Raw genomic sequence first — 12,554 nt, 5'->3', positions numbered from 1 at the left:
GAGGGGAAAGTATGTTGCGCCAAGAGTTTGAAAGTCACTTTCCCGGGAAGATTTCCGATCAATTGGTAAAGTTTGTGACAGATAAGGTGCTACTGAAGAGTAGATATCTGTTTTACAAGACGGCCAAGGGCATTCAAGTGGCTTATTGCACACATTGCAAGAAGCAACACTGCCCGGAAGTCAAGCTGAAGCATAAACAAAAGGAAATAGCGAATTGTCCGAAATGCGGATCGGAATGCGAGGTTCGTTCCCATGGAATGAGTCGGAAATACCTGTATGATTCTGCTGTACTAATCTGGTATGACAAATCGGTTGTTAACAAAAATGCAGTCACTGCAAGAGTGATTACAGTAGGCAGAGATTATAGCGAGGATTACACGAAGGCTGAGACGCGTTACAACGTCAGTCAGATGTACTTGTTCGAACCTGGTAAGTCTACCGCCTATGAATATGGCACTGAGCGAAAAAGTGTCAAATCCCCATTTGAAAAACATTATGGTTACGGATCGTGGAGAAAGTTTCGTGATCTTGGAAATATCCGCAAAGCTGTTAAGGGCACACCCTTTCAGTATTCGACTTGGGAGAGTTATACCGAAATGGGAGGGTACTACAGTGTAGATGACATGGTGGAGTTTTTCGACCACGCTGCACGATATCCATGCATTGAATATCTGACTAAGGCAGGATTCGGCAATCTCGTTCGGACAAAACTTTCAGGACAGGCCACACATGGTGCAATCCATTGGAAGGGTAAGACCCTACCTGCCGTATTGAGGCTCACCAAGAGTGAACTTCGGGAAATAAGGGATGCAGGCTTAGGAATTGAACCAAAGGCTCTGCGGTACTATCAAAAGTTAAAGTCTCGTGGTGAGACAATGAATATTCTAGAAGCGTTGTTCCTAGGGGAATTGGAAGGCACGTTTTATGAATCTTATTACGAAGAAGCACTAGAATTTGCCTCAGAAAGTGTAGTGAGAAAGTATTTGTTTAAGCAGAAGCGGAAACCTCATTACGCTGGACGAACGGCAGGTAGTATCCTATCAGACTGGAGAGATTACCGTAGACAGTGCGCTCAATTAGGAATGGATTTAGCAGAGGAACGTTTCTTATTTCCTAACGATTTGCATGAGGCTCACATGAAATTAACGGAACGGATCAAGCTGAAAGCTGATAAAGCGGTGAACAGGAAGATCAAAGCGCGCCTTCCTGAATTGGAAAAGTATTATTTTGAAGCAAATGGATATCTCATCAGACCAGCCGCTTCATCGGTTGAATTGTTCAGGGAAGGTAAGAAGCTCATCCATTGTGTTGGTGGATATTCAGAGCAGTATGGATCAGGGGCATGTGACATATTGGTGATACGAAAGATAGACAACCCACATGAGCCGCTTTGCACGATGGAAATCAGATCAGGAGTAGTGGCCCAAGTCAGGGGATATAAGAATTATGATCCTGGACCAGAAGTACAGAACTTTGTGGAGAGGTTCAAGAAAGCAAGGCTGTATAAGAAGTCTAATAAATCTAAGAAAAAACAGGGGGTAGCAGTATGAGCCAATTAGCCATCCGCACTATCGAGACAATCGCCATTGAGATTAACACTATTAAGGATCAGACGAAGAAGATTTTTCTTCAAGGTTCCATTGAGATAGGTCGCCGTTTAACTGAGGCCAAAGAAATGATGCCGCACGGGGAATGGATGAACTGGCTGGCTGATTCGGTAGATTATTCGCAAAGCACAGCTAATAACTTGATGAAAGTGTTCAAGGAATACGGCTCGGATCAACTTACATTGTTTGGGGACAATGCCGATTCCCAAGCGCTTGGAAGTTTAAGCTATACGCAGGCGGTGGCCTTGCTTGGTATCCCTGCTGAAGAACGTGAGGCATTTGTTCAGGACAACGATGTGGATACCATGTCTACCCGTGAACTGGCTGAGGCGGTTAAGGCTCGTAAAGATGCCGAGAAGGCGCTAAAGGCTGCGCAGAAGGAAGCTGAGAAGGCTCAGAAGGAAATTGAGAAGGAGCGGAAGTTGCGCGAGAAGCTGGAGACACAGCAGGCGGACCATGCATTGATTGTTGAACGGCTCCAAGCTCAAGCAGAGGAAGCAGCAGCGGCCGCCACTAAGGCTGAATCAGGTGAGGATGATGGACAAGCTGCTGCGCTCCAAGAAGCGCTTGAGGAAGCGCAACAGCAACATGCGGCATCGCTGGCACAGATTAAGCAGCTCGAACAGGAGCTGAAAGCGAAGCCCATTGATGTTCCTGCGATTGTTGAGAAGGTTCCGGCAGAGATCGAGGCTGAATTGGCTGAACTCCGGAAGAAGGTTGCCCAGGGGACGGGGGAAGAGGCTGCTATATTCAAAGCTCATTTCAAGAACTTGAGTGATGCGTTTGACAACTTGCTTAAATCTTTGGAAGTGGTGGAAAAGACAGATTCCGAAATGCACGTTAAGTATAAAGGGGCTGTAACAGGCTTGATCGGCAGGATGAATGAGCATCTAGCCTGAAAGGACCCATCCCCCGCTGAGGTAGTGAAGATAGAACGGGCATTAATCCCCCTGATCAGATCAGGATGTGAGGTAGAGCAGATCAAACTTGTTGTCTCTGTTGATACAGACATTGCACATCACAGGGAGATCCGCATAGCCTGCGGGATGCTGAGGGTAGCCCCTGACGTTTTCGTACCCAAAGGGGTGTCATATCTGATAGAGGATTCATGGAGGCGTACACGAGGGTTTGCGTGGGTCTCTCGAAATACTAAACCACTGCCTACCGAACCGTATAAGGGGTGATAGACATGAAATACAATCTTGTTCTGATAGATAACAGATTGGTCATTGATATGAACGTGAATGATGTATTGGAATTTAAGGCTGACGGTTACACAGGTCTGCCAGAAAAAGTGGAATTGGACGTAATGGGAGAAGCGGATGTAATAGGCATTGTGGAGCTTTCGGATGAACAGGTTGTCAAGATCAAGGCAGAGTACAAAAACGGGGGAGAATGCGACTGGTGCGGCGAGATAGCATCTGAATTGAGTTTCCCACACTTCCATGACTTTGCAATTGGCAAACGAATGTGTCGAAATTGTTGGGATCATGACCGTGACGTGTATAAGGGGTCATGCGGGGATGACATCGGGGATTTCAAGACAACAGAGGCGAATATCAATGCCGGTTGAGTTTGAATTAGGGGATACAGTAGAATGCCCGGTATGTTGCTGGGTGTTCACCATAACCCGCATCGATGACGAAGAGTTGGACGACTCGGATTTGTATTTTGAACATGTAACAATGTGTGATGGAGGGGAACACAATGGCGAAAATCAGATATTTTAAAAGTGAGTTGGCAGGGGAACTGGTTGAGCTGTTCGAAAGCAGTCATCCAGCCCGAGCCATTGCCGATATAGCAGATAAGAAACATGCCCAGCGGGATCTAATCATTACTCAGATCCCTGAGAAGGTATATAAGGAGTTGCAGCAGTCTGAGGCGGTGGGGAAATGACAGCACCGACATTAGAGGACGTACAAGCTAAGTTGGATACTCTGGCGAAGGAACGATTCGATGAATCCGATTATGAATTGTTCTGTGCTCTGCTTCACCAGCTGGACAAGTATAAAGATTTGGCTGATAGCAACAGAGAGGCTATGTATAGTCAAGACAAGGAGTTTTCCCGACATGCGGAGATCCAACAAGAAGAAATAGATACGCTTCGACGGAGTGTTGAGTACTGGCAAAAGAAATGCACTCTATTATTTGTGGAGAATGACAGGCTAGTGAATGAATCGGGGGAAGGTGCAAAGCATGGAGGCGGTAATACAAATGGAACTGTTTCCGAACGCCAGTGATAAAGATATTCAGTTAGTCAAAAATCTATTGCATAGATATACAAGAATGAGAAGCACAGTACTCCAATTATCGAAGAAAGAGCATCCGACTGAAAAGGAGTATCAAGTACTGAATGAGTATCAGAAGAAGACAGAAAGTATTGAAATGGCTATTAATTTGATTGTAGATGATAATGTGCGTAGAGTTATGGAGTTTAGATTCATTCGAGGCAATCCGCGCTGGGGGACTGTCAAACGATTTGACTGCGTGACAGATCGGTCTGTTGACCGTCGGATTGTCAAAGGTGTGGGGTTGGTTGCTGAAACAATGAAGTTAATTGGAGCTATATAAAATTAGTGAAATAAAGCATGCTAAGGGCATGCTTTTTTATCTTTTGGAAGAGTAGATAAAGAGTGTTGAAAAAGTAGCGGTAAAGTATATAATTTTATAAAGGAGGTAATTTTTTGTAAGAAGTCCGGCTACTTTTTCATAGAATTTTCAGAAAGACCGCTGAATGCCTTGGGAAATGATTATTGAGCAAAAAAAGGATAATAACATTAGCGTATGATTTCACTAAGTATAAAGGAGATATAATTAATGACATTTGGTAATATGACAAACATAGTCTTCTCCGTTGGTAGAATTAATCCACAAGGTGGAGTTAACCTATTAGGAACCGCATTTTTCGTTGGACACGGAAAGTTTGTAACTGCAAAACATGTAACTGGTGGAGATGGAACGAACCTTGTACTGTTGCAGGTAGACGCTAACACATTATTTGATTACCAAGATACATCAAAACTTGATGTGCTTAATATAGCAGTTAGCATAGAATCAGTCGATCCAATAAGAGATATTTGCATATTGTCTGTTGTTAGTGAGATAGCTAATGAAACAAAAACTAACTTAATTATATCTGGAACTGATGATATCGCTCCTGGTGATGTGATTTATACATTCGGTTTCCCGCATGCTAATGAGGGACGATTCGTTTTGACTCAACAAAACGCAACTGTGGGTGCAAAGATTCTTATTGAAACTCAGGGTATAAAAAGTAAGCATATTATTATTACTACTCAAGCGAGACCAGGTCAGTCCGGATCTCCAGTATATAGTATCAGAAATAGTAGAATTGAATTAATTGGAATGTTGATTGGATCGTATGTACCTAGTAATGGAGGTACTGTATCGGTTTTTGGAATAGACCCATCTACTCTACATCAAACTACTCATATTATCTCTTCAGAGTACATTAGGAGGATGCTATAATGGCTGATGAGTTACTTACTAATTTGTTTAACCAAGATATTGAATGGCTAGATATCCTTCCTCAGTGGCAAAAAGAAATGATAGATCAAATGCTCACTCAGGGTAAAACTTACGAAGAAGTAGCAACCATCTGGTTAGATTCAGGCACCGCTTCTAATACATATCCATTTGGGTCTGATAATAAACGATCTTTATTTTTTGAAAAAGTACTTAAAGAAATTGAGTCATTTATATGTCGCGATGACACGTATATAGAGGAGCGTAGAGCCATTCTTGATAAATTCAAAGCAGGTGAGACATTGGTTGTATCATCACTAGCTACTGCAATTGCTACTACTGTTGGTGCAGTCCCAGCTTTGATTTTGCCTGCAGTTGTACTAATTTTGAAAATGATAGGTAAAATTGGGACGAAGGCATGGTGTTCTCTCCGAGAAGATTTGAATAGTCAAACCGATATATAATTACCACAGGATATCCTTCTGCTAAGGATATTTAAAAGTAATACAAATTTAGAAATCACGTCTGTAGTTAGTCTGTAGTGGGTCGACACAATGTCTGTGGTTTGGAATTAAAGTAGGGACATAGGGAAATATTCCCGGGTGTCCCTGCTACCCCTTATCCCAGTAGGACTCGACCGTGCTGTGGGATTGTATATCCTTAGACGTGAATCGTCAGGGGTGCGGATTGTGGGGAACGCGGGTAAGATTCCTGCAAATTTGTTATTGCTTTCAAGATATAGAAAATTTCGATTACTAAAGTGTTGTAATTATACGGTGTTTCATAAAATAAGGAGGCCGACGAAGGCCTCCTTATTGCTTTTATAACAGTGAACTTCGAGGAGCAACTGTCACTATAATTTCTATTTCAATCCAAGAATGATTGTGGGCTTCTCCTCTTGCATGTCCTTTAGCCCAAGTGGTGGCATGGATAGCTTTATCTTCAACTAAGTAAACTTCGTGCCTGTAGTCTCCTCCATGGTCTAGGTCTTTTGCTTCGAAGGCGGTGATTTTTTGGTCATCTGGAGCTTCCCATACTGCACTCTTCGGATCGGTCTTTGTAGAACCATAGCCTCCTTGAGCATCGGATCTTAACCTTATTACAGTGAAAGTTTCATCAAACAATCTGTAGAAACTTTGACTCTCATTTTCAACATAAGTTACATCGATTTTCTTTCTGTTTTCTGCCATACAATTTTCAACCTCCAATTTATTAATTTACATTTAAAAGTATAATCAAATTCTAATTTAATTATTCTCATTACCTGACTCAGTGCAGAGTACCCTGATTAATGTGCCTTGATTGGATTCCATGAGGAGCAAGATATGCAGTAATGGCACAGGTGTATCGTGTGCATGCCAGCTTATGCAGTCAACAGGAAGTAAGGGTGTAAAGCAAATGGAGAAAACACAAAAGGTGCTTGAGCAGAAATACGAGGAAGTGAAATGTGCATATGCCGCTAAAACGATTCTGCACCAAGCAAGGATGTAAGGCTCTCATAACAGAGGGCAGATACTGTGAGGATCACCAAGACGAAGTACATAGCTATGACCAACAAAGAGGCACGGCAGCTGAGCGCGGATATGACAGCCAATGGCGTAAGGCCAGGACTGGATTCCTGAAGAAGCATCCACTGTGTGTTACTCACTGGAAGGAAGGCTATGTACAGGCTTCTACGGTAGTCGATCATATACAGCCACACAAGGGAGACAAGACCCTGTTCTGGGACCGAAACAACTGGCAAGCACTATGCAAGCAGTGTCATGACATCAAGACAGCCAAGGAAGATGGCGGTTTCGGCAATGGGTAGGGGGGTCAAATCTCTGGAAACCTTTTGGTTGATAGACCGCGTCGGACTTATTTCGCGCAAAAACTCGTTTTATAATATTTTCGGCGTTTAGGAGGTATGCCCTGATGGGAAGAAACGCCAAACCGGTTGGTCTCCACATCGCGGAGGGTAACCCGAACCGATTAACTAAAGCGCAGCTCCAAGCTAGGCAAGAAGGCGAGGTTAAGCTTGGCAAAACAGAACTAGAAAAGCTGAAACCGCCAGTGTTTGTAAAGGATGATACAGTTGCCTTCTCTCATTGGAAACAATGCATGAAGGATTATAAAGCAGCAGCTGCGGAAGGTGTTACTCTACTATCAAGTTCCGATGTTGGACTTTTAGGGATGTATTGCCGGACATATTCTGAGTATGAAAAACTGCTGAAACAGTATCAAAAAATCGAGAAAATTTCCATTGAAGATTATGTATTCGATGAATATTTTGAGGAATTAACTCGAAAAGCTGAGGAATCAGAACAGGATCTGAACGAGTACGGACTGAGGGCACAGAAGTACCTCTCTCAGTTAGCATCCATGGAAGGCATTCTGAAAATAGAAACAGCCATCAATAAGAAAATGGACATGCTGCTGAAGATGCAGGACCGTTTGTTCCTGAACCCGTTGTCCAAGGTGAAGAACGTACCAAAGCCAAAGGCGAAGGAAGAGAAGCCAAGCAGGTTCGGGAAGTTTGGAAACCGAAGTGGCTAATCCTCAGATCTACCCTTATAACACGGTTGGTGAGACAGACAGGGTAACGGCCTACGCGCTTGAAGTTACGTCTGGACGAATAACTGCAGGGCAGGCCCAGCGGCAAGCATGTGAACGGCACCTTCGGGATCTGGATCGGCAGGGTACGGAAGACTTCCCTTACGTATTTGATCCAGAGAAGGCCCATGAAATCATAGAGTTTGCCGAATCTCTCACGCTGGCCGAGGGCGAGGAACCACTTCCACTAGATTTGTGGGGCTTCCAAGACTTCATTTTCGGGAGTTGGAATGGCTGGCTGAAGTTAGACGGGTATCGTCGTTTTCGAACATCGTACATCCAGGTAGCCCGACAAAATGGTAAGTCGTTGGGCAACGCAGTTCCTTCACTATTTTACGGAAACTTTGACGGATACAGTTATCCGCAAGTGTATGTAACAGCGACAAAAGAAGCGCAGGCACGAATTGTACTGAAAGAGTGCATCAAGTTTATTGATGCAGATCCAGAGCTGGCCGGGGATGAATACGAATCCGGTCTTTTTGACGTGAAGGATTATAAAAGTACGATCCTATGCACCGTTTCGAAAGGCGAAATCAGGGCGCTTGGCCGTGATACAAAATCCATAGACGGTTTCCGTCCGTACTTTGCATCCGTCGATGAATATCACTTGCACAAGGATAACCAAATGTACAAGCTACTGGCAGACGGAACGAAGAAGTTGAAGCAGTGTCTTATTTCCGTTATCACAACGGCCGGGTTTAACATCAACGGTCCCTGCTACGAACTGTATAAATATTGCAAGATGGTTCTGGCCGGTGCTCATGCGGATGAAACGCAGTTCATATTCATTTGTGAGCTGGATAAGGAAGACGATGTTTGGGATGAATCAAACTGGCCGAAAGCGAATCCTCTCTGGACGCCTGAAACTTTGGATAGCTTACGAGCTGAAGCGATCAAAGCCAAGGTTCAGCAAGGGGAGGAACTTCGCAACTTCCTGACCAAGTCACTCAACCGTTGGGTTCAATTCAGTGATACGCAGTACATGAACATGGAACACTGGGTTAATTGTGAATCCGATACAACCATTGAGGACATGGAAGGCAAAGAATGTTACTTGGGTCTGGACTTGTCTTCAGGCGGTGACCTTACGAGTGGTGCGTTGGAATTTCCGTTGGATATTGACGGGCAGCGCAAGTATTACATCCATTCACATAGTTGGATTCCTTCGGCCCGTGTCGATGAGCATGTGAAGAGTGACTTTGCGCCATATGACATGTGGATCATGGAAGGGCTGTTAACTCCGACAGAGACCATGGGCGGCGTCAAGACGGATTACAAATACATCCTGTCTTATTACCGGGATCTGATCAAAAAACATAACCTCAAGCTACTGGGCATTGCGTATGATCCACATAACGCAGATGCCTTTTTGTCTGATTTGGAAGAGTTCGGGGTAGATCTGGTTGAGATTGTTCAGAGTGCTAAGAGCTTGAATGACGCTACGGTGGATTTCAAGTTGGAAGCAGAGGCCAGAAACGTGATTTATGACAGGAGAAACAAGCTGCTGACATGGAGTATGGCGAACGCCAAGACGGTCAGCAACAGTTTTGGAGAAATCAAGATCGACAAGGACCCTTCTGCCAAAACGAAGAGGATTGACCCGGTGGATGCTGTTATTGATGCCCACAAATTGACGCTTTCCAATTCGGCTAAGCCGAAACGATCTGTTTACGAAGATCGAGGCGTCAGAGCGATCTAATGAAAGGGGTGTACACACTGCGGATACCATTTGTTTCAAAGTTGTTGGAAAAGCGAAGCCAACCAAGTGAGTCAAGCGATACAAGTGATTTGGAGAACCCGAAACGGTGGATGTATAAAGCGTTCGGCGCTCTCACAGGACGGGGGGCTACTGTCACAGAATCAACGGCCATGCGTTCGACGGCCGTCCTTACATGTGTCAGGATACTCGCAGAGTCGGTAGCGTCTCTTCCTTTGCCAGTATACAAAAGATTAAATCCTAGAGGGAAATCAAGAACAACACATAGGGTTGGTTATCTTCTACAAAATCAGCCCAATCCAAGGATGACGGCATTCACCTTCCGGGAAACGATGATGGCTCACATATTGTTGTGGGGTAACTGTTATGCGGAAATTGAATATGACTCAGCGGGGGAAATTGTTGCTCTTTGGCCAATTCCACCTCACAGGGTTGAACACATGGAGACAGCCGATGGAGATCCGTTTTTCAGAGTCTCAACCAAAGATGGTAAGCAGCACAACGTACCATTTTATGCGATGTTCCATATACCGGGGCTTGGATTTGATGGTACCAAAGGCGTGTCCGTCATTCATTGGGCGCGGCAGGCTGTTGAATTGGCTCTGGCGACGGAACAATTCGGCGCGGATTTCTTTGAGAATGGAACAAACGTGGGTGCAGTCGCAACGCTACCCGGTACCTTGTCCGATGCAGCATTTGAACGGCTCCAAAAATCACTTCGAGAAAAATACGAAGGGCTTGGTAAAGCTCATCGCCTGATGCTCTTGGAAGAAGGCATGACCTTTTCAAAGAACACAATTCCACCAAACGATGCTCAGTTTTTGGAAACAAGAAAATTCCAGATTCTTGAGATTGCACGGGTATTTCGTGTGCCTCCACACATGATGGCAGACCTTGAACGTGCTTCGTTTTCTAACATAGAGCAACAGTCGATTGATTTTGTCATCCATTCTCTCCGGCCTTGGCTTATTAGGTGGGAACAGACGATCAGCTGGAAGTTGTTTTCAGAGAGCGAACGAAAGAAGTTCTTTGCTGAACATCTCATTGAAGGATTGCTTCGAGGTGATTCATCTGCACGTGCTGCCTTTTACAAGGAAATGTTCAACATGGGTGCTTATTCTCAAAACGACATCTTGGAAAAAGAAAACGAAAACCCAATAGAAGGTGGAGACAGATACTGGGTGCCGTTAAACATGTTGCCGCTGGATATGGTCGATGAGTATTACAAAAATCAGAACAAAGCTAATCCGATTCCACCTGGGGGAGGTGATAACAAAGATGGAGAAAAAGACGAAGGAACAACGGGAACTGATCCTGCAGGAGAGCAAATTGGAGGTTCGCAAAGTTGAGGGTGAGCCGACAAAGATCATTGGTTATGCCGTGAGATGGGATCAGTTATCACACCCGATTTATGGCATGTTTCAGGAGCGTTTCAAGCGCGGAGCATTCACGGCCAGTTTGATTAACCCGGATGTCTATGCAGCATGGCAGCATGATGCGAGGGAAATTCTGGGAAGAACACCGGGAACATTGCTCGTTGCTGAGGACGACATTGGTCTTAGGTATGAGATCACACCGCCAAGTTGGGCGGAAAAGTACGTGGAGACGATTGAGCGCGGAGACGTGCGAGGATCGTCTTTTATTTTTCGTCCAACTAAAGAAGAGTGGGACGAGACAAATACAGATATGCCAATTCGGACGGTTGTTGAAGCTGAGTTATATGAGGTTAGCCCGGTAACGTCTCCGGCTTATCCTCAATCCACAGTGGGAGTTCGTTCGGCAGAGGAGATTTTCCAAGCCCGACCAACTATTGACTCAATGAAGGACGATGAAGCGGATAAACGCGCCATCGCTAAGGATCTAGAAATGAGATTGCGAAAATTGAACCTATAAAGGGAGATGGATTGTTTGAAAAATCTTATCGAATTGAGAAAAAAACTGGCTGCAAAGAAAGAGGAAATGCGTTCACTTATCGTGTTGGCCCAGACGGAGAAGCGCGGCTTTACTGATGACGAAGAAACCAATTTTACAACCATGGAAGCAGAGGCTCGTTCCTTGGAAGATGAAATCAAACTCGAAGAACGTGCCCAACAGTTTGCCATGGGTGGCAGCGGAGCAAAACATACACCTGAAGATCCAGCTCATGAAAGTGAGTTCCGTAGCTTGGGCGAGTTGATTTCTTGCTATCGTTCGGACCCGTATGATCCACGGTTGAAAGAGTACCGGGAAATGGCCGCGGGAACTAAAGCTTCAGGCGGGGTTTTCGTGCCCCCTAAGTTCTCGGCGCAATTATTTGAAATCACGCCGGAAGAAGCGGTTGTTCGTCCGCGTGCCTTGGTCATCCCTGCTGACGAAAACGCTCCGGATTCCAGTACTACATTCCCTGCATTAGATCAGGGAGCGGGTTCCAATATGTACGGTGGTGTAGAGGTTAACTGGATCGGTGAAGGCGATGAAAAACCGGAAACAAGCGCCAAGTTCAGAGATCTAACTTTGACGCCTCATGAGGTCGCGGCTCATATCGTTGTCACAGACAAGCTTTTGCGGAATGCTCCAGCTGTGAACACGATCATTACAAAATTATTCAGAGGTGCGATTGCTGCAGCTGAGGATGATGCTTTCCTGTACGGTAATGGAGTCGGTAAACCAAGCGGTGCCATGGTATCTCCAGCATCCATTACAGTGCCGCGTAAAACGGCGAACCTGATCACTTATCCTGATGTTGTTGCCTTGATTGCTCAAGCTAAACTTGGTGGTGCTTTGATCTGGGCAGCATCTCAATCCATTTTGCCGCAACTTCTGACTATGAAGGATGAGGCTGGTAATTTGATCTTCCAACCAAATGTTGCTGACAAGATGACAGGGACGCTTCTTGGATACCCAATCCGATTTAAGGAGAACGCTCCAATCCTCGGCGCAACGGGTGACCTGGTACTTGGAGATATGGGTTACTACCTCATCAAAGACGGTTCCGGTATCTTTATCCAAGCTTCCGAACATCCATTGTTCAAACAAAACAAAACAATCATCAAAGCCTTTTGGAACGTTGATGGCAAACCATGGGTTAACGGTCCTTTCGAAATGGAAAACGGTTATCAGGTGTCTCCGTTTATTAAACTAGGCGTTCCAACACCTTAATCAAATTATTTATG

General features: G+C 44.9%; 15 protein-coding genes. 14 read left to right on the top strand and 1 reads right to left on the bottom strand.

The window, feature by feature from the left end; all coding sequences use genetic code 11:
- The first annotated feature begins 11 nt into the window (after positions 1–11).
- The 8 genes from WFI24_RS14335 to WFI24_RS14300 all read left to right on the top strand — a co-directional run bounded on the left by WFI24_RS14335 (position 12) and on the right by WFI24_RS14300 (position 5,557).
- Positions 12–1,550, top strand: coding sequence for a PcfJ domain-containing protein (locus tag WFI24_RS14335; RefSeq protein WP_336761777.1), 1,539 nt, complete (start codon positions 12–14; stop codon positions 1,548–1,550).
- On the top strand, positions 1,547–2,506 hold the full coding sequence (locus WFI24_RS14330; protein ID WP_336761775.1) for a DUF3102 domain-containing protein: 960 nt from the start codon (positions 1,547–1,549) through the stop codon (positions 2,504–2,506). Before WFI24_RS14335 ends, WFI24_RS14330 begins: the two co-directional genes overlap by 4 nt.
- A gap of 290 nt (positions 2,507–2,796) precedes the next feature.
- Complete coding sequence (locus tag WFI24_RS14325; protein WP_336761773.1) at positions 2,797–3,180, top strand: hypothetical protein; 384 nt, start codon at positions 2,797–2,799, stop codon at positions 3,178–3,180.
- A gap of 134 nt (positions 3,181–3,314) precedes the next feature.
- Entirely contained in the window at positions 3,315–3,503 is a 189-nt protein-coding gene (locus WFI24_RS14320) for a hypothetical protein (protein WP_336761772.1), read from the top strand.
- Positions 3,500–3,847 carry a hypothetical protein gene (locus WFI24_RS14315; protein ID WP_336761770.1) on the top strand — a complete coding sequence of 116 codons (348 nt, stop codon included), beginning with the start codon at positions 3,500–3,502 and terminating at the stop codon, positions 3,845–3,847. Before WFI24_RS14320 ends, WFI24_RS14315 begins: the two co-directional genes overlap by 4 nt.
- Positions 3,822–4,178, top strand: coding sequence for a hypothetical protein (locus tag WFI24_RS14310; protein ID WP_336761768.1), 357 nt, complete (start codon positions 3,822–3,824; stop codon positions 4,176–4,178). The genes WFI24_RS14315 and WFI24_RS14310 overlap by 26 nt, the downstream gene beginning before the upstream one ends.
- A 246-nt stretch (positions 4,179–4,424) precedes the next feature.
- Positions 4,425–5,096 carry a S1 family peptidase gene (locus tag WFI24_RS14305; protein ID WP_336761766.1) on the top strand — a complete coding sequence of 224 codons (672 nt, stop codon included), beginning with the start codon at positions 4,425–4,427 and terminating at the stop codon, positions 5,094–5,096.
- Entirely contained in the window at positions 5,096–5,557 is a 462-nt protein-coding gene (locus WFI24_RS14300) for a hypothetical protein (protein ID WP_336761764.1), read from the top strand. Before WFI24_RS14305 ends, WFI24_RS14300 begins: the two co-directional genes overlap by 1 nt.
- Positions 5,558–5,914: 357 nt before the next feature.
- Here WFI24_RS14300 and WFI24_RS14295 read toward each other — a convergent pair whose 3' ends face one another.
- A complete protein-coding gene (locus tag WFI24_RS14295) occupies positions 5,915–6,283 on the bottom strand; it encodes a hypothetical protein (RefSeq protein WP_336761762.1) in 369 nt (122 codons plus the stop codon).
- A gap of 263 nt (positions 6,284–6,546) precedes the next feature.
- Here WFI24_RS14295 and WFI24_RS14290 point away from each other — a divergent pair, with 263 nt between their 5' ends.
- From WFI24_RS14290 to WFI24_RS14265, 6 genes are all read left to right on the top strand, one after another.
- The gene (locus tag WFI24_RS14290) at positions 6,547–6,903 is read left to right on the top strand and encodes an HNH endonuclease (RefSeq protein ID WP_336761760.1); all 357 of its coding nucleotides are present in this window, start codon (positions 6,547–6,549) and stop codon (positions 6,901–6,903) included.
- Between the two features lie 104 nt (positions 6,904–7,007).
- A complete protein-coding gene (locus tag WFI24_RS14285) occupies positions 7,008–7,628 on the top strand; it encodes a terminase (protein WP_336761758.1) in 621 nt (206 codons plus the stop codon).
- Positions 7,621–9,384: a terminase large subunit gene (locus tag WFI24_RS14280; protein WP_336762239.1), complete on the top strand. Its 1,764-nt coding sequence runs from the start codon at positions 7,621–7,623 to the stop codon at positions 9,382–9,384. Before WFI24_RS14285 ends, WFI24_RS14280 begins: the two co-directional genes overlap by 8 nt.
- Complete coding sequence (locus tag WFI24_RS14275; RefSeq protein ID WP_336761756.1) at positions 9,384–10,751, top strand: phage portal protein; 1,368 nt, start codon at positions 9,384–9,386, stop codon at positions 10,749–10,751. Before WFI24_RS14280 ends, WFI24_RS14275 begins: the two co-directional genes overlap by 1 nt.
- The gene (locus tag WFI24_RS14270; RefSeq protein ID WP_336761754.1) at positions 10,681–11,295 is read left to right on the top strand and encodes an HK97 family phage prohead protease; all 615 of its coding nucleotides are present in this window, start codon (positions 10,681–10,683) and stop codon (positions 11,293–11,295) included. The genes WFI24_RS14275 and WFI24_RS14270 overlap by 71 nt, the downstream gene beginning before the upstream one ends.
- A gap of 15 nt (positions 11,296–11,310) precedes the next feature.
- Entirely contained in the window at positions 11,311–12,540 is a 1,230-nt protein-coding gene (locus WFI24_RS14265; RefSeq protein ID WP_336761753.1) for a phage major capsid protein, read from the top strand.
- The last annotated feature ends 14 nt before the right edge of the window (positions 12,541–12,554 follow it).

This window comes from Paenibacillus sp. USHLN196 (assembly GCF_037144955.1).
Taxonomy (GTDB): Bacteria; Bacillota; Bacilli; order Paenibacillales; family Paenibacillaceae; genus Paenibacillus; species Paenibacillus xylanexedens_C.
This window is presented reverse-complemented; position numbering and strand designations above follow the sequence as displayed.